The sequence below is a fragment of the Flavobacterium sp. ASV13 genome (genome assembly GCF_000745775.1).
Lineage (GTDB): Bacteria > Bacteroidota > Bacteroidia > Flavobacteriales > Flavobacteriaceae > Flavobacterium.
Genome location: NZ_JQJY01000004.1, coordinates 341,150 through 359,389 on the forward strand (window position 1 = coordinate 341,150; position 18,240 = coordinate 359,389).

The window sequence follows — 18,240 nt, forward strand, 5'->3', positions numbered from 1 at the left end:
TTAATTTGTTTTAGTACTTACTAAAGTCCAATTTAAATCACTTAATCTATTTTCATAAGCTTTAAATTCTTCATTGTACGTTGTTCCATTTTTTTCCGCTATACTTTGTATATAACATGAAAATTGTTCTGAAGGTGCAGTATTACTTGAACCAAAAGTCCCTTTGAAAGCTAATTCATTAATTTGACTAGCAGTAAAACCAAGGTTATTATCTATATTATACTCTGTCAGAGTATCTATTAACAACGTACGGTACTGATTATAGGCTGTATGATCTCCTCCACTCGAAACTCCATTAATATTGATGTATGCATGTAATGCTTCATGCAAAATATCTGTCACTTTACCTATTTCGCTTCTTTCATAAGTTTTAGTAACATTTCCATTTACTGATACGCCAAAAATCTTAGCTGGGTCAAATTGTTGGGTTACATTTGCTCCAATAATTGTCTTACCCTGTACAATTAGACTTACCGATGTTTGAGCATCAAAAGTCGAAGGCATTCCAACACTCGAATATATATAACTTAGATTAAAAGTTTTTGAGTTATTAAATTTTTCCAATAAGCAAAGGAAATTATTATTTTGATTCGTTAATTTATTATATACTTCTCCAAAAGGTGATGCCAAAAATTCTGCTGATGGTTTTATATTAGCAGGATTATTAATTGATCCTCCACTTCCCATCATAACGCCTCCACTCCCCATCATGACCCCTAAAGATAATACACCATTTTCATAATTAATCCCTTGTGATATAGAGCTTGGCCCTTTATAATTATTCATTATTATCACCTCATTAAGATTAATTGCTCCATAAATTCCATTATTAAGAGCCCTGCCTTCAATAGTTTGCTCATTATTCAAGAAATTTGCAATTTTATTCCATGAAACTTGTGGATCAGTAACGCTATTATATTTAACAAAATTTATAAACCGATTGATATCATTTGGATTAGTAGTAATTATTCCATCACCTGTACTTGTCCATCCTTGAGCATTGCTAAAAATACTTCCACTCCCATAACCACTATTATAAGTGCCACCATAATTAGCAGACCCGTAACCATAGGCATTTTGGTTAGATGAAATTGAAGGATTATTATAGTCCCCATTTGGAGTAAATAATAAAGTTCCTGTTATACTAAACTGTGAGGACAAACCTCTATCAGTAGCATAAAACCACATATTTCCAGAACCACCACCTGGGGCAAAACCAGCTGTAGTTTGTTGTGTATAAGAACTACCATTTACAACAGAACCACTGCCTGCCATAATAAACTTCATATCTTCAATAGAAATATTTCCTACTAAAGCATCAAAACTCATTTTTTTTAATACTCTCATTTTTACTGTTTTTGTTGGTTCGTTTGATAAAAATAAAACAAATAAATAAATTAATTAGTAAGTTTTTTATTGTTAAAATTATAAAATTAATTTAATGCGTAATTTTGACAGGTCCTATTTTATAAAAGTTAGGAATGTTTTTAGGAGGTATTTTCGGAGAATATGTTTTTTTAATCCAGAAGAGATGAAACAACAATCCTTCATATTCGTTTTTATAAATGATTTTACCATTTTCAAAAACTACATCGCCTGTATAACCTTCAATAATAATAAAATCAAAATGAGTTCTAATTTCTTTGGTTATTTCTGCTGCTTTGACAAGATGAGTAAAACTTACAATTTCTGTTTGAATTTCAAATATTGACCTTCCAAAAGTGAGGGGGTCCCAGGCAAAATTGCATTCATCAAAACAAAAGTGCTTTGAGTTCGAAAAAACGAGCTTATAATCTTTACTCTTCATAAAAAAAGTATTCATTATTTCATTGTTTCGATACAATGCAAAACAACCTGTAGTATAGTCATGGCGCATACTTATAAAATCATATGAAGCCAAAAAATCTTCAGTTAGAAATAATCGAATATCTCCAAATATAATATCAAGATCACTTTGTGCCCAAAAATCATAACTTTCAATTATTTCAGGAAATAGAAATCCATACGCTGGTTTAAAGTCGCATAATTTATATGGATAATCAATATTCACCGAAAAACCAAGTTTCTCAGATGCAGATGCTTTTATTTCATCAAGTGTTTTGTAGATTATTTTTACATTTTCCGGTTTGTTATCAATCTTATTCTTATTATCAGTAATAATATAAAAATCGACTGTTGGGTTAAAAGAGCACGAATGCAAAAAATAAGGAAAGTACCAAGGAAATTTGCCATACCAGCAAGTAATACTTGCTATAGAAGTAAGTTTAGGCATAAAAAAAATATTATAATTTAAAAAACACTGACTTGTACACATTTATGAATTCAGGCTTGAATTCTGTGGTATCACTTTGTTTTTGGAAATTATAATATTTTTGTATTTCAAACTTAAATAAAAAAAATTAAACTTGCAAAGATTTTTCCTACTATTTTATTGGTTTTGGATATTGTTTCTTAATATTTCGTATTAATTCTTCCAATCCGTTTAGTTTTAATTCATAAATCAATTGCAATTGCTGGCCTAATTCTCCTTTTGGAAAACCTTTATTATGATACCAAACGACATAATATTCGGGTAAATCAATTAAAAAACGACCTTCGTATTTCCCGAAAGGCATTTTGGTATGGGCTAATTTTATGAGAAGTTTTTTGTCTTGTTCCATTTTTTTTAAGGAAGAAAAAAGCTAGAACAAAGAAAAATATATTATTCCGCTTAATTTAATTGTATACAAAACTATCACTTATTTTTTCTTTTGCCACAGATTAAAAGGATTTAAAAGATTTTCGCCACTAATTCACGAATTATATTTAAATCAATTCGTGAATTAGTGGCGAATATAAAATCTTAGTCCCGATAGCTATCGGGATAGCATCTTAATAATGCCATCTCACAAAAGCTTCCATCGCTGCATATGTTGCTAAACCTAATTGCTGATATAAAGCTGCCGTTTCACTATTTCTGTCTTCGGCTCTTTGCCAAAATTCTCTGGCATCAGTTCCTTGAAAAACGACACCGTCTTTTTGAGATTGGTGTTTGAAGATTCCGTGACGTTTTGCTAAAACCTGATCTGGGCTCATTGGAACTGCCATTTCGACTTCGTCAATTCCCCATTCCTGCCAAGCGCCGCGGTATAACCATAACCAGCAATCATCCATAAATGATTTTGGTTTTAGAACTTTTACAGCTTCAAAAATAGCGTCCAAACAAACTTTATGCGTTCCGTGTGGATCTGCTAAATCTCCGGCTGCATAAATTTGATGCGGTTTGATTTTTTCAATTAAATCAACCGTTAGTTGAATATCTTCTGGCCCAATTGGTTTTTTCTCAATTGTTCCAGTTTCATAGAAAGGCAATTCCATGAAATGAATTTGACTATCTGGCAAACCAACAAAATGACTTGTCGCTCTCGCCTCTCCTTTTCTGATTAATCCTTTAATATAACGGACTTCTGGAATATCAATTTCGCTATTCTTTTTATTCTCTAAAAAGGTATGCGCTTTTTGGTAAATGTTGTCAGCCTCAGCGCTTTTGATTCCGAATTTTTCGTTGTAATCGATCACGAATCTTGCAAAACGCAACGCTTCATCATCCGCTACAGCGATATTTCCTGAAGTTTGGTACGCCACATGCACTTCATGCCCTTGTTCCTGCAAACGCATGAAAGTTCCACCCATACTGATAATATCATCATCCGGATGCGGACTGAAAATCAATACACGTTTTTTAGCTGGCTCTGCTCTTTCAGGACGATTAGTGTCGTCTGCATTTGGCTTTCCGCCTGGCCAACCTGTGATAGTATTTTGAAGCTTATTGAAAATTTTAATATTAGTATCGTACGCCGGACCAGAATCTGCTAATAAATCGCTCATTCCGTTTTCGATGTAATCAGCGTCCGTAAGCTTTAAAATTGGTTTTTTAAGATCTAATGCCAATCCCAAAACTGCTTTACGAGTTAATTTATCCGTCCAGACAATTTTCTCAACTAACCACGGTTTATTGATTCTAGTTAATTTAGAAGAAGCTTCTTTATCTAAAATAAAAACAGCATTATCATGTTCCTGCAAAAACGAAGCTGGAACTCGGTTTGTAACTTCATCTTCAACAGATCTTTTTACAATATTTGCTTTTCCTTCTCCCCAAGCCAATAAAATTACTCTTTTGGCTTCCATGATTTTTTTCACTCCAAGTGTGATTGCTGTTCTTGGCGTATTATTTAATCCGAAGAAATCCTTGCTTGCCGCAACTCTTGTTATATGATCTAAAGCTACTAAACGTGTTTTAGAGTTTTGTAGCGAACCTGATTCATTAAAACCAATATGTCCGTTTCCTCCAATTCCAAGAATCTGCAAATCGATTCCGCCTAAAGCTTCGATTTTAGCTTCATATTCATGGCAATAATCTGCAATTTGTTCTTTTGTTAAAAGTCCGTCTGGAACATGAGCGTTTTCAGGTAAAATATCGACATGATCAAACAGCAATTCTTTCATAAAACGAACATAACTGTTGATTGAGTTTGGTTCCATTGGATAATATTCATCCAAATTAAAACTGATTACGTTCTTAAAACTCAAACCTTCTTCTTTGTGCAAGCGAACTAATTCAGCATAAAGTCCTTTTGGAGAAGAACCTGTTGCAAGTCCTAAAATGCAAGGTTGATTTTCTTTTTGTTTTGACTGAATTAAAGCTGCAATTTCCTGAGCAACTGCTTTTGAAGCTTCTGAAGAATTTTCAAAAACAACCGTGTTGATGTTTTCGAATCGTTTTTCGAATCCCGTTGCCTTGTCGATTTTACTTTTTAACATGATATAGTTTTTTTTAATTTCTCTAATTTATTTTACCATTTTCGGTATTTATGTCCTTTTACAGCATAAAAAAGAATCATTACATAAGATGGCAAAAGCATTAAATACGCAAGCTGATTGCCACTTCTTGAAGTTGCTTCTGTCCCGGCTGCAATATTTGATATATTTATAGTTTCCGTAATCAAGCCATAAAACAAAGGAAAGATTGCACCGCCAATAATTCCCATAATTAAAATAGCACTTCCTATTTTAGTGTATCCGCCCAAATCTTCTAATGCCATTGGCCAAATCGCCGGCCAGCAAAGTGCATTTGCTAAACCTAATAAAGCTACCAAAAGAATTACAATTGGCAAATTTGGAATTCCCGGCAACTGAACCATTAATTTTGGTGAAATCAAAACAATTGACAGAACCAAAATAATTCCTAAAACTCCAGATCCTTTTAAAGCTGTTACTTGCGAAAGGTATTTTGGAATCAAAGTTATTCCTAAAATATAGCCCACAACCATCGCCGACATTGTGAAAGAAGTTAGTTTTAAGTAAAAATTCCCTTCGTCTCCATAAACGCCTAATTGTTTTCCAAAACCTCCAATTGAATCTCCCGCCAAAACTTCAGCTGCCAAATAAAGCATCAAAGTTACAACTCCTAAAACCAATTGAGGGCGTTTGAATGCGTTTTTAATTTGCTTAAAAACACTCAAATTTGTTACATTTCCATCTTCATCCAAATCAATCTCTGGGAGAGGTGAAAGCTTCACAAATAAAGCCAACACAATAATAATCAACCCCATATAAAGATAAGGTCTTTGTAATTGCAATGCAAGAGAATTTAAAGCATTTGATTTTGAAACCGAATCCAGCATTGCAATTTTGTCTGCCGTGAACTCCTGCATATTTGACAAAACCAAAGCGGTTAATATAATTGGTGCTACAAATCCGGCTAATTTATTAGCAATTCCCAAAACGCTAATTCTTGCTGCAGCACTTTCCCTTGGGCCAATTACAACTACATACGGGTTTGAAGCCGTTTGTAAAATCGCTAAACCGGTTCCCATAACAAAGAGCGCTATTAAAAACAGTAAAAAAGTACGGCTTTCGGCTGCTGGATAAAACAAAAATGCTCCTAACGCAATAATCAATAATCCGAGCGAAATGCCATTTTTGTAGCCTACTTTTTCGATAACCCACGATGACGGCACAGCCATAACAAAATATGCAATATAAAAAGCAAAAGTTACAAAGTAAGCCTGAGATGGAGATAACTCACATGCTAGTTCAAAAAATGGAATTAATGGTCCGTTCAGCCACGTTACAAATCCGAGAATAAAAAATAATGCGGTCAAAATAACCATCGGAATTATTGAATTCCTTTTTTCTACCTGGATAACATTTTCAATGTTCGACATAATACTTTTGGGTTGATTGTTAATAGATTTTTTGCTTTCAATCTATAGTAGAATCAACACCACCAAACTATCTTGCGTTTTTTACGCAAAAAATTGCGTTTTTTTTGCAATACAAAAGTAATGTAATAAGTTGTACTAATCCCTAAAATAGATATGAAATTTTTGTTAATATTTTTAAGACTCCCAGTCAAGTACTGGATAGTGTTTTTTAAGATATTCTTTGACGTCGGCAATGTCTTCTTTTGCTGTCAAATCAGGAACATGTTCAGAAAATGGAATTCCGATTGTGGTGTTCGGATTTGCTTTTACAGTATTCAAAAGAACTGTAGGTAACTCTTTTTCATCTCTTTCAGGATTTACCGGACAATTTTTAAGATGTGTATATAAAGTCTTTCCAGTAAATTTAAAAGCATTCATACTTACTCTTATTTTCCCTTCCACATCTTTATAATGTTCCAAATCAGAAGCTTCAGGTTTTTCTAAAATATCCAATAACTGATTATTTTCATCCAATTTTGCAATGGCGAAACGCGAAATTCTTTCCAAAGGAAATTCCAAAGCGTCACGATCATAACTGATAAAAGCATTTGGACTTTCTGTTTTTCTTAAAGCCAACAAAGCTTCTGCAGAATATAAATTATCGCTATTACAAACAGAATATTCCAATTCATTCAGCTCCGGAAATTGCTCAACAGCCTGAAAAAGTGCATCTGCTGTTCCAAAAGGTTTAATTCTTCCTTCTGGAATATATTGAACGGCAAATGAAATATTTAGTCCATGAAAATCATTATCAGTATCATGACTTCCGTAAAATTCTTTAAACAATTCACCCTGTTCTCCTATAATGATGTAAATATTTTGATAACCTGCTTTTTTAGCGTTCAATAAAAGATAATCCAGTAAAGGTCTTCCGCTTAATCCAACGCCAATCAAACCTTTACTTCTTTCATTTGCCTGAGCGATTTCTTCTGCAGATAAATTATCTGTAACGGCTTCTTTTTTCATACGTGACGATGCTCCGCCCGCAAGAATAACTAAATTGTTGTGCATATTTCTTTCTCTAAATTTCAATATTTTCAATAATTCTCACGCCTGGATCAACGGTTACGCTATAAGCTTCTTGTGCGCCAGCATTCAAAATTGCCTCAATAACTGAAGCCTCATTTTTAGGATCTGCAATTACAACAATGCTTCCTCCGCCTCCAGAACCTACAATTTTTGCTCCGAATGCACCCGCTCGAAGAGCAGCATTTATCATAGTATCAATTCGTGGCACGGTAATTTTCAATAAATCGCGCAAAACTTCATGATGCTGATTCATCCAAAAACCAATTTTTTTAAGATCTAAAACGGGTTTTTCAAATTCTTTTAATGCTTCTTTAGTATAATGGTAATTTTTCAATGCCGCTTCAAAAAACGGAATCAAACGATCTGGCAGACAATTTTTATAACGACCAATATCTTCAATTTCAGAAGCATTCAAATCAAAATCAGAATAATTTTGTTTTACAAGATCAATCGCCATTAAAGCATTTCCTTTTAACTCTCCAATTAATCCGATAGTCTCTTTTGGAACTCCGGAAACTCCTGTGATTAAACCTTTTAATTCTGTGCCGATAGAACGATAGGAAAAAGGATCTTTGGTATTAATAAAAACAATATTCCCTACTCCAATACTAAAATGATCCATCATTCCGCCAGGCTCTCCATGCTCCAAAACTTCAGATGCATATCCTATTTTGGCAATAAATTCTGGAGTGACTTCTTCATTAACTCCGAAGGCTTCGATTAAAAACCGAATCCAGGCCATTAATAATGCCGATGAACTTGATGTACCAGAATTTATTGGAATATCTCCCGTAATCGTAATTGTATAGCCACTAGTGGGAATACAGCCATGCCTGCGTAAAACACGCAAAGACGAAGCGAAGTAATCTCGTGGCTCGAGTATTTCAAAAGATGCATTAATATCAATGACTCTAATTTCATTGATATCAATCATATTAATAATAAATGTATTCGTGGTATTTTGCTCTGCGGTCAGCTTTATATTTCGATCTATCGCGCAGGCTATAACAGGCAATCCTAAATAGTCCTGATGATCTCCAAAGAGACAAGTACGGCCCGGGGCGAGTGAAGTAATTTTTTTCATGTAAACAAATTACATTAGAATATTATAAATCAGTAATTTACAATATTTGTTGGTTATAAATTTATTTGATATTTTCGGTTTTGATTCTACGAAACTATATATTAAATTTTGATAAAACAAGAAAAAAACAAAAAATGTGCTCGAACACACAAAATTTATGTTCTCGAGCACATAATTGAAATCAATCAATTTTTTTTCCGATAATTAAATCAAAGTTTTTATATTTGCTTATATGGATAAAAAGTACACAATTAAGGATATTGCGCAAATGGCTGGAGTTTCTAAGGGGACTGTAGATCGCGTTTTGCATAATAGAGGAAAAGTTTCTCCTGCTGCGCTTGAGAAAATCAATGAAGTTTTGAATGTTATTGACTACGAACCAAACTTAATTGCGCGTAATCTGAAGAGCACTAAAATTTATCGCGTTTGTGTTTTGCTTCCTGATCCGGCATTTGACCCTTATTGGCTTCCTTGTGTTAACGGAATTCAGGATGCTATTACAGAATTTAAAGCTTATAGCGTTATTATTGAAACTCATTATTTTAATCCAGAAAGCACTAAATCTTTTTTAAAGGTTAACGAAACCATTATTTCGCAATCTCCTGATGCTGTTTTACTGACGCCGCTGTTTCACAAAGAAACTGTCGAAATTATCAAACAGTACGACGAATTGGGAATTATGGTAAATACTTTTAACAACCAGGTTGAATCTTCATCTGTTAAAAGTTTTGTTGGACAGGATTTACACAAAAGCGGACGCGTTGCGGCGAGTTTAATGAATTTAATTTTAAGTCAAGGCCAAATTGCGATTATCCATATTGACGAAAGTCTTAAAAACGCAGTTCACATGCAGGAAAAGGAAAAAGGATTCAGAAATTATTTTGACGAAAAAGAACTTTCTGATTTTTCTTTAACCACTCTGAAGCTCAAATATTCTAATATTGAAACCAAGTTTACTGCATTTCTGGAAGAAAACCCAGATTTAAGCGGGATTTTCATTACCACTTCAAAAGCATATCAAATCGCCTCCGTTTTATCATTGGCGACAACCAAAAAAATTGCACTTATTGGTTACGATTTAATTGAAAAGAATGTCAATTTCTTGAATCAGGGAAAAGTTCATTTTTTAATTCATCAAAATCAAAAAAGACAAGCTTATTTGGGAGTCAGCACTTTAGTAGAACATTTTTTATTCCGAAAAGAGTTTCCGGATACTATTTTGCTTCCAATTGATATTATCAATTCTGAAAATGCGTCTTTCTATTTTTAAGATGCTAAGGTTCTAAGTTTTTTCCTTATAGGAAATCCCCCTAAACCTTTGCTCCCTTGTTTCTTTGTTTCTTTGTTTCTTTGTTTCTTTGTCACTTTACCCAAACTATTTCATCAAAATCAACTTACCAAAAGATGAAGCGATATGAAAATTTGGAGTTTCGGTATTTGGATTTACCCATGAAATCCATGTTGGTTCATAGTTTTGATTTTCACCTTTAGAAAATTTTGCCCTAAAAATACCCGCTTCAATTCTATTGTTTTGAATCAAACTCAATTTATTTAATGATTCAATACTGATTCTTCCTTCAATAGTAAAAGAAACTGCATCTTTTGAAGCTGTTATGCTTAAATCTTCTTTTGGCCATTTCCAGTTAAAATCAAAATCTTTGTTCGGCTTTGCTTCAAAATCCATTAATCTTCCCGAAGTATCTATTTCAAGACAATAATACGGATTCAGAGAATCGTTTTCTCTAAAAAAAAGCTCAACACGATCTGAGTTTCCAATACTATCAATACTATTGTCTTTTTTATCGATATAAATATCAGTATCAAAAACCCTAAAATTAAAATAAAGGTTTTGAGCATTCCAAAGTGCTCGAAACTCAATTTTAGAAACCAAATCATTATTCCATGGCGATGAAAAATCAGTCAGACAATTTGCATTTTTCCAAATTGACTGATCCAAAATTTCCATTTCATTTTTCACATTTTCTGTGATTAAAACTACTTGATATTCTTTCATGATTTTGATTTAAAATTTTTGTTAATTTTTGATTTTTAAAAAACCCGAAAACATCTTTAAACTCCGCTTCTACAGCTATTCATTTTTAAAGAAACTAAATCTGCTTTAAAGATGAATAAAAAACTTTTGCTTTTCTTAAATAAACCGAAAAATTCCTTTTAAAAAGACATCAGAAAACCCTGCTTAATTTATACGTTTTTGGATTGGTCATTGCGAAATTCACAACTATTTTCAAAAACACCATTTATTATTTAAAAAAGCACACTTTTTAAATGTCCGCTAATTTCCATTTTTTTTTTAAAATATCACATCATTTTAGCGTAAAAAAAACGTATCGCACAATTTTATGTGCTCGAGAACATAAATTTTGTGTGTTCGAGCACATTTTTTGTGTTTTTTCTTGTTTTATAAAAATATAATCTATAGTTTCGTCAGAGATTAATCTTAAAACTGAGTTAAATCAGTAAAATTTTTGGTGATTTTGAAGCCTAAAAAATGATCAAAAATGAAGTGAACAAGCTGTATTTCGACTGAAAAATTAAACTGATTTTTTTTAGAAGAAAACAATACAGCAGAAGTCAAATAAAAAAACAAAAATGAATTTGAGAATCAAAAAAGAAGTCTAAAACCTACAAACAACAAAAAACAAATTAATCATTAACCAAAACCAATTTTCGTATGAAATTATTAACCCAAAAAAAGCCAAGAGATTTTCGGATTAACAATTTATCCCGTAAAGAAATTAAACTAACAGTTCTTTCACTATTAGCTTTGACATTTCAAGCTTCGGCAGCTACATCAATAAGCACTTCAAACAAAAATTATACTTCCTTATTTTTTGAGAAAACGGTAAAAGGTACAGTAACAGATCAAAACGGACTGCCTCTTCCTGGTGCAAATGTTGTCGTAAAAGGTTCCACAAAAGGAGTTCAGACAGATGTTGACGGAAGTTTCTCGATTACTGTAGCAGACAACGTTACTAAACTTGTTGTAACCTACATTGGTATGGAAGATCAGGAAGTATCAGTAGGAAGTTCTCCTCTAAAAATTGTCATGAAAGAAGCAGGACAAAAATTAGACGAGGTTGTTATTGGATACGGAAAATCAAAGAAAAAAGATCTTACAGGTTCTGTTGCTTCTATCAGTAAAGACAACTTAAACTTAGGCGGAACCGTTTCAAACGTTGGACAGGCTTTACAAGGTCGTGCTTCTGGAGTTCAGGTACAGCAAAACAGTTACGCACCTGGAACGAATCCTTCGGTTGTAATTAGAGGAGGAAACTCTATCAATACTTCAAATGCGCCTTTGTACGTAGTTGACGGGTTTATTACAAGTACTGGTGGATCTATCAGCCCAAATGATATTGAAAATATTCAGATTCTAAAAGATGCCGCTTCTACAGCAATTTATGGTGCACGAGGTGGAAATGGGGTTATTTTGATTACTACCAAAAAAGGAAAATCAGGAAAAATGCAGGTTGAGGCTGAAGTTTCTGATGGTTTTCAAAATATCATCAAAGAACCATCTTTAATTACGGGACAACAATATGCTGATATTCAAAATGCAATTGCATTAGAAAATGGAAGACCGCCGGTTTTCCCTGCAAGTTTTCCTATTGCAAACACAAACTGGTTTGAAGCTGCAACGCGTCCGGGTGAGGTTTTAAACAGAACACTTACTTTTAGCGGAAGCGATAAAACGTCTAAATTTTTCCTTTCCGGAAACTACTTGAAACAAACCGGAGCTATTGAAAATACAGATTTTGAAAGATATACTGTAAGAATGGGCGGCGAGAAAAGATTTAATGACAAATTAAACATGGGAACGAATGTTTATGGCGCTGTGAGTGAAGGAAATAACAGTGATTTTGGAGACAATATTTTATCTCCGATGTTCTCTATCCAGACTGCACCTCCAACAATTCCTATTTATAATGCTGATGGTTCTTATTACAAATATCAAGGAAAAGATAATGCTTTAGCGCTTTTGTTAGAACCTACTGACCACACTATCAACAGAATGGTGAACGGAAATATGTTTTTAGATTATGAAATCATTAAAGGTTTAACGTACCACTTTGGTGCTGGTGCTGAATGGCAGGAAGTTATTCAAGGAAAATATACGCCAAGTACTTTAGTAGCTGGAGCTGCATTAAAAGGATCTGGTTCTGAGGAAAACAGAACGTATTTCAGATGGAGTACAGAACAATATTTGACTTATAAGTTTAATGTTGCTGAACAACATGCATTTACAGCAATGATTGGAACTTCAAACCAAAAAGATACTTACGAGAGAGTAAAAGCATCAGGAACTGGTTTCTCAAGCGACTTACTTACTTATTACAATCTTCAGGGAGCTGCAGTTTATTTAAAACCAGAAACTGAAAAAACAGAAACAAAACTTACTTCTTATTTTGGAAGGTTAAATTATGCATTCAATGACAAATATCTTTTCACTTTTACAATAAGAAAAGACGGTTCTTCTCGTTTTGGGCCAAATAACAAATTTGGTATTTTCCCTTCAGGAGCTGTGGCTTGGAAATTATCTAATGAATCATTCATTCAAAATCTAAATACTTTTTCTGATCTTAAATTAAGAGCAAGTTATGGTATTACAGGAAGTGACGGTATTGGTGACTACTCATACATGAGCAGACTACAATCATGGGGCGTAACAATCGCACCTGATCAATTTGTTGCAGGTACTGAACCAGCCAACTTAGCAAACCCAAATTTAAAATGGGAACAAACAGCTCAAACGAACTTAGGTTTGGACATGGGATTCTTTAATGACAATGTTACAGTTACAATTGATGCCTACAAAAAAAGAACTTCTGATGCTCTTTTGAATGTTCCTGTTGGAGGATGGTGGGGATTTGGTACTCAAAGAGTTAACTCTGGAGTTATTGATAACAGTGGAATTGAGCTAGGAATCAGCACAGTAAACTTTAAAACAGATAAATTCACTTGGAGTTCATCTTTAAACTTAGCATACAACAAACAAGAAATTGTATCTCTTGCTGATAACGTAAAAATCATCAGTACAAATACTTCAAATCCAAGTGGAACTGTTTCTGGGCAAGAATTCACAAGATTAGAACCAGGAAAAGAAATGGGTGTTTTATACGGTTATAAATATGCAGGAGTTATCAAAACTGGAGAAACTTATGCTCCACAACCGCTTTCTAAACCAGGAGATCCAAAATATGTGGATGTTGACGGAGACGGTACAATTACTGCTGCAGACAGAACTTATTTAGGAAATTCTATTCCGCATTATATTGCTGGTTTCAATAATGATTTCAGATATGGAAATTTTGATATGAATATCTTTTTCCAAGGAGCTTTTGATTATTCAGTATATAATATGACCGCAATGGTGGGCGAATCAACTACAAGCACAGATGCTTTGAACCGTTGGGTTGCCGGAACAAATGAAAATACTGATATTCCGAGAGATGGTTACTACAAAAGCAAATATGGAAGTTATGTGAATTCTAAATTTGTTGAAGAAGCGTCTTACCTGCGTCTAAAAAATGTTTCTATTGGCTATTCGATTCCTGAAAGCGCATTAAAAACAGTAAAATTTATTGACAGCATCAGATTATATGCTATCGGACAAAATTTATTGACAATCACAAATTATTCTGGAAATGACCCAGAGGTTAATGGGCACTCAGGAAACAATTTAGGCGGTGGAATCGATTTTAACTCGTTCCCAGCTTCAAGAACTTTTATACTTGGTATTAAAGTAGCAATTCACTAGTCTAAAAAGCTTTTTTAAGTAACATTAAATTTATGAAAATGAAAAAATATACAATATTATTCCTTTTACTCGCTGCAGGAGTGCAATTTTCGTGCAACGAAGATTTGGATCCAACAGTATATAGCAATTTGACTAATACGAATGGGTATCAAACCAAGTCAGATGCTATTGCGTCAATCAATTCCATTTACGGAAGACTGAAAGGTCCTGCTGTAGGCGATAACTTTTCATACTGGGCAACAAGACACTTCGCCTTGACTGATATTGCTACAGATTTAGGACATTGTCAATATGGAGGCGATCCAGGACAATTATCATTAGGAACCTGGAGTTCAACAAACGGATTACTGGCTGAAGACTGGAACGCTATGTACAAATTGATTGCCAATGCAAACAATGCAATTTTCAACATTACACCAATGTCTGGAATTACAGCAGCAGAAAAAGCACAATTTATAGCTGAAGCTAAATTTTTGAGAGCTTCTGCTTATATGGATTTGACTGATTCTTGGGGTCCGGTAATTTTAATCACCGAAGCCAACTTAGGAAGTCCAGGTTATCTGGATCAGACACCACCATCATCTGTTGAAGAAATTGATGCTTTCCTTGTAAAAGAATTAACTGAAGCTGCTGATGTATTGCCAGTAAACTATAAAAGCAATGCTATTTATAGTACAAATGACGTTGGTAGAGCTACAAAAGGAGCTGCACTTACTTTATTAGCAAAACTTTACATGCGCAGCCACGACTGGCAAAAAGTAGTAACATTGACACAGCAAGTAATAGCTTTAAACGAATATAGTTTATATCCTTCTTACTTAGGCTTGTTTAAAGAAAGTAATAAATGGTGCAGCGAAAACATCTTCTCTTCTTTGAGCGATGCTAACACAAACGGAACAGAATTGTTAAATCATTTTGGACCAATTGATCACCCAGTTGTCGAAAACAGATGGCAGTATTATACAGTAAACTGGGATTTCTACAACACTTTTGGTGACGAAGATGATAGAAAAAAATGCTTCTTCCCAGAATTTATGGGAACTGATGGTCTTCTTCACAAACAAGCGCCATCATTGGGAGCTCAACCTCCAGCTGGTGAATTTTATATGCCAGACGTGTCAACAAGAAAATATGCTGATGATGAAACAACAACCTATTATGATGGACATAGTGTGAATATTTTACGTTATGCTGATGTTTTGTTAAGCAGAGCTGAAGCTTTAAATGAAATCAACGGGCCTACTCCTGAAGCTATTAACCTGATCAATCAAGTAAAAGGAAGATCTCATGCTAAATTATTGGTTTTAGCAGGTTTGACGAAAGAAACGTTGAGAGATGCGATATTACAAGAAAGAGGCTGGGAACTTTTCTATGAAGGAAAACGTCGCGCCGATTTGATCAGAATGAACAAATATGATGTTCTTGTAAACGCTTACCACCTTAGAGTTGGAGAAGCGGCACAAATCAAAATGCCGCAAAATAAGTATTACACTTATCCGCAAAGTCAGGTGAATCTTAACCCTAAATTAAGTAATGCCGACAGACAATAAATAAAAATCTAAATCAAGAATAGACAGTTAAAATTGTCTGTCTATTCTTGATTTTTTAAACAAAAAAAGTACTTTTCTGTTTCACAAAGAAAGCCTTTAAGATGATCAAAAAAATAGTATTAAAATGGAGTTTTATTTTGGTTTTGCTTGTTTTGGCAAGCTGTTCCAAAAATCAGGGCAATGGTATCACAAATATCAATATTGGGACTCATAGCAACAACGAACTGAAAATTCAGATCGATGTTACTACGAAGGACAATGTTCAGGTATATGCAGAATATTGGTCGGATAAAGACGGAATCAAGAATAAAACAACTTCTCCTATTTCAAAAGCTGGTCTTGAGCATTCTTTGGTTCTTTGCAATATCAGTCCGGAAACGAATTATAATTATCAATTGGTTACGATTCAGAATGGTGAAAAAAAACCAAGTAAAGTTTACACTTTCAAATCAAGAAAACTTCCAGAATGGCTTCAAAAACAATTCAAAGCCAATTGTCCAAAACCAGAATTATTACCTCAAAATTTCAAAAAAGGTTTTATGCTTTTGGCAAAAAGAGAAACACCAGGAACTGCTTATATTGTTGATTATAAAGGAAACCTAAGATGGTACCATACAGTCGAAGGAACCGGATTTAAAGTAGCACATTTTACAAAAGACCAAACCATTCTTTCTATTTTAGGAACAAATGATGAACCTACAAGTTACGGAAGCGAAATCTTGGAAATCAATCTTCAAGGCGATACATTAACGCATATCAAAAAGGGTCAGGGCGATTTTAAACAAACTATTCATCATGAAATTTTAAAAAAATCGGCTAACGAACTTGTGACTATAACCGTTGACCAAAAAATAATCGATTTAACTTCTATTGGAGGAAAAAAACAAGATACTATTAATAGTGACGGAATCCTGATTATGGATAAAAAAGGAAAACAACTTTGGAAATGGAGTGTTTTCGATGATTTGGATCCGTTGAAAGATAAAGATTTACTGAAAAACAAAAAAGACTGGACACACGCCAACAGTCTTAATTATGATACAGATGGAAATTTTCTAATTTCTTTCTATAACAACGGCCAAATTTGGAAAGTAGATTCTAAAACCGGAAAAGTTATCTGGAAATTAGGAAAAGGCGGCAATATGAAAATGGCCCCAGACACAAATTTCTCTCAGGCGCATGCCGCGCATATTGATCAGGAAGGAAGTTTATTATTTTTTGATAATGGAGTTGACAAAAAACAATCTTCGGTTTTTGCATTAAAAGTCAATGAAAAAGACAATTCAGTAAATCTGGATTTCCAAATAAAACTACCAAAAGATATTTATAATGACAGAATGGGGAGCGCTTACATGATCAATAAAGATCTCTTTTTAGTTTGTTGTTCAAAAAGACATATTACGGTTTTAACCAATAAAAAAGGCGTTTTACTTTGGGCTTTAGAATCTGAAATTCCGCCATACAGAACAATCTTTATTCCTGAAGAAAAACTAAAACCTTTTCTTCTAAATTAAAAAATAGCAACCATGAAAAAAACAATTCTTATCGGACTTTTTTCAGCATTATCAATGACTGTTTTCAATTCTTGTACCAAATCAAATTCTCAAACCTTAGCTTCGCAAACAACTGAAGGAGGTGAAGAAGGTGAAGAAGATGAAGGATATATTACAATCGATACATCGAAAATTCCAGATGATCAATTTGGAGAATCGGTTCGTTATGGAAGAGAATTGATGATGAAAACCGCTTATTATATTGGTCCAAACGGAAAAAACGGAAAATATTTAGGCAATAAAATGAACTGCACAAACTGCCATCAGGATGCAGGAACAAAACCTCATGCGTTCAATTTAATGTCTTCACATGATAATTATCCACAATATCGCGGACGTGAAAATAAAGTGCTTACACTTGCTGAACGTGTAAATAACTGTATTATGCGTCCTCATTCTGGAAGACCACTTCCGTTGGATAGCAAAGAAATGGTTGCATTTTTATCTTATTTTAAATGGATCAGCAAATTTGTTCCAAAAGATGGTAATTTTAAAGGAGCTAAAAATTTAGAAATCGAGTTTCCTGATGTTGCCGCGAGTCCGGAAAGAGGAAAAGCTTTATTTGCAGAAAATTGTGCACGTTGCCACGGAAATAACGGTGAAGGAGTTTACAATGCCGATAAATCGGGTTATACTTATCCTCCACTTTGGGGCGAATACGGTTATCAGCCAGGTTCAAGCATGCACCGTGTAATCAAACAAGCACAGTGGCTGAAAAGCAATATGCCTTATGATAAAGTACAACTTGGAAAACCATATTTAACTGATAAAGAAGCACTAGACATTGCAGCGTATGTAAATGACGATTCTCAACATACAAGACCAAACCCAAAAACATTTGATTATCCAAATAAAATGGGCAAACCAATCGATTATTCACACAGTCCTTTTCAAGATAATTTTACTGAAGAACAGCACAAATACGGGCCTTACAAACCAATAATTGCGTATTGGCAGAAAAATGGATGGAAAGCTGTTTATTAATATCAAAATCTTACGA

Annotated in this window: 13 protein-coding genes; 5 read left to right on the forward strand and 8 right to left on the reverse strand. The window is 33.8% G+C overall.

The window, feature by feature from the left end:
- From GQ47_RS12190 to GQ47_RS12220, 7 genes are all read right to left on the reverse strand, one after another.
- A complete protein-coding gene (locus tag GQ47_RS12190; RefSeq protein WP_035648865.1) occupies positions 1-1,347 on the reverse strand; it encodes a hypothetical protein in 1,347 nt (448 codons plus the stop codon).
- Positions 1,348-1,438: 91 nt separating this feature from the next.
- Complete coding sequence (locus GQ47_RS12195; protein ID WP_035648866.1) at positions 1,439-2,272, reverse strand: DUF6625 family protein; 834 nt, start codon at positions 2,270-2,272, stop codon at positions 1,439-1,441.
- A gap of 151 nt (positions 2,273-2,423) precedes the next feature.
- The gene (locus tag GQ47_RS12200; protein ID WP_035648867.1) at positions 2,424-2,660 is read right to left on the reverse strand and encodes a DUF3820 family protein; all 237 of its coding nucleotides are present in this window, start codon (positions 2,658-2,660) and stop codon (positions 2,424-2,426) included.
- Positions 2,661-2,871: 211 nt separating this feature from the next.
- The gene (gene nagB, locus GQ47_RS12205; RefSeq protein WP_035648869.1) at positions 2,872-4,800 is read right to left on the reverse strand and encodes a glucosamine-6-phosphate deaminase; all 1,929 of its coding nucleotides are present in this window, start codon (positions 4,798-4,800) and stop codon (positions 2,872-2,874) included.
- Positions 4,801-4,832: 32 nt separating this feature from the next.
- Positions 4,833-6,206 (reverse strand): sugar MFS transporter, encoded by a 1,374-nt coding sequence (locus GQ47_RS12210; RefSeq protein ID WP_081909347.1) that lies wholly within the window; start codon positions 6,204-6,206, stop codon positions 4,833-4,835.
- 174 nt (positions 6,207-6,380) lie between these two features.
- Positions 6,381-7,256, reverse strand: a complete 876-nt coding sequence (locus GQ47_RS12215; protein ID WP_035649404.1) for a sugar phosphate nucleotidyltransferase — start codon at positions 7,254-7,256, stop codon at positions 6,381-6,383.
- A gap of 10 nt (positions 7,257-7,266) precedes the next feature.
- On the reverse strand, positions 7,267-8,358 hold the full coding sequence (locus tag GQ47_RS12220; RefSeq protein WP_035648870.1) for a mevalonate kinase family protein: 1,092 nt from the start codon (positions 8,356-8,358) through the stop codon (positions 7,267-7,269).
- A gap of 232 nt (positions 8,359-8,590) precedes the next feature.
- Between GQ47_RS12220 and GQ47_RS12225 the strand changes: the two genes are divergently transcribed.
- Positions 8,591-9,628, forward strand: a complete 1,038-nt coding sequence (locus tag GQ47_RS12225) for a LacI family DNA-binding transcriptional regulator (RefSeq protein ID WP_035648871.1) — start codon at positions 8,591-8,593, stop codon at positions 9,626-9,628.
- Between the two features lie 105 nt (positions 9,629-9,733).
- Here GQ47_RS12225 and GQ47_RS12230 read toward each other — a convergent pair whose 3' ends face one another.
- On the reverse strand, positions 9,734-10,372 hold the full coding sequence (locus GQ47_RS12230; RefSeq protein ID WP_035648873.1) for a sugar-binding protein: 639 nt from the start codon (positions 10,370-10,372) through the stop codon (positions 9,734-9,736).
- A 678-nt stretch (positions 10,373-11,050) separates the two neighbouring features.
- Here GQ47_RS12230 and GQ47_RS12235 point away from each other — a divergent pair.
- The 4 genes from GQ47_RS12235 to GQ47_RS12250 all read left to right on the forward strand — a co-directional run bounded on the left by GQ47_RS12235 (position 11,051) and on the right by GQ47_RS12250 (position 18,224).
- A complete protein-coding gene (locus GQ47_RS12235) occupies positions 11,051-14,137 on the forward strand; it encodes a SusC/RagA family TonB-linked outer membrane protein (protein ID WP_035648875.1) in 3,087 nt (1,028 codons plus the stop codon).
- Positions 14,138-14,175: 38 nt separating this feature from the next.
- Positions 14,176-15,687 carry a RagB/SusD family nutrient uptake outer membrane protein gene (locus GQ47_RS12240; protein WP_035649406.1) on the forward strand — a complete coding sequence of 504 codons (1,512 nt, stop codon included), beginning with the start codon at positions 14,176-14,178 and terminating at the stop codon, positions 15,685-15,687.
- A gap of 101 nt (positions 15,688-15,788) precedes the next feature.
- A complete protein-coding gene (locus GQ47_RS12245; protein WP_035648876.1) occupies positions 15,789-17,201 on the forward strand; it encodes an aryl-sulfate sulfotransferase in 1,413 nt (470 codons plus the stop codon).
- 12 nt (positions 17,202-17,213) lie between these two features.
- The gene (locus tag GQ47_RS12250; RefSeq protein WP_035648878.1) at positions 17,214-18,224 is read left to right on the forward strand and encodes a c-type cytochrome; all 1,011 of its coding nucleotides are present in this window, start codon (positions 17,214-17,216) and stop codon (positions 18,222-18,224) included.
- Positions 18,225-18,240: the final 16 nt, after the last annotated feature.

Bases quoted from the DNA above. Each gene is read 5' to 3' on its own strand.
- GQ47_RS12190 (WP_035648865.1), bottom strand. From the start codon at position 1,347: ATGAGAGTATTAAAAAAAATGAGTTTTGATGCTTTAGTAGGAAATATT.
- GQ47_RS12195 (WP_035648866.1), bottom strand. From the start codon at position 2,272: ATGCCTAAACTTACTTCTATAGCAAGTATTACTTGCTGGTATGGCAAA.
- GQ47_RS12200 (WP_035648867.1), bottom strand. From the start codon at position 2,660: ATGGAACAAGACAAAAAACTTCTCATAAAATTAGCCCATACCAAAATG.
- nagB (WP_035648869.1), bottom strand. From the start codon at position 4,800: ATGTTAAAAAGTAAAATCGACAAGGCAACGGGATTCGAAAAACGATTC.
- GQ47_RS12210 (WP_081909347.1), bottom strand. From the start codon at position 6,206: ATGTCGAACATTGAAAATGTTATCCAGGTAGAAAAAAGGAATTCAATA.
- GQ47_RS12215 (WP_035649404.1), bottom strand. From the start codon at position 7,256: ATGCACAACAATTTAGTTATTCTTGCGGGCGGAGCATCGTCACGTATG.
- GQ47_RS12220 (WP_035648870.1), bottom strand. From the start codon at position 8,358: ATGAAAAAAATTACTTCACTCGCCCCGGGCCGTACTTGTCTCTTTGGA.
- GQ47_RS12225 (WP_035648871.1), top strand. From the start codon at position 8,591: ATGGATAAAAAGTACACAATTAAGGATATTGCGCAAATGGCTGGAGTT.
- GQ47_RS12230 (WP_035648873.1), bottom strand. From the start codon at position 10,372: ATGAAAGAATATCAAGTAGTTTTAATCACAGAAAATGTGAAAAATGAA.
- GQ47_RS12235 (WP_035648875.1), top strand. From the start codon at position 11,051: ATGAAATTATTAACCCAAAAAAAGCCAAGAGATTTTCGGATTAACAAT.
- GQ47_RS12240 (WP_035649406.1), top strand. From the start codon at position 14,176: ATGAAAAAATATACAATATTATTCCTTTTACTCGCTGCAGGAGTGCAA.
- GQ47_RS12245 (WP_035648876.1), top strand. From the start codon at position 15,789: ATGATCAAAAAAATAGTATTAAAATGGAGTTTTATTTTGGTTTTGCTT.
- GQ47_RS12250 (WP_035648878.1), top strand. From the start codon at position 17,214: ATGAAAAAAACAATTCTTATCGGACTTTTTTCAGCATTATCAATGACT.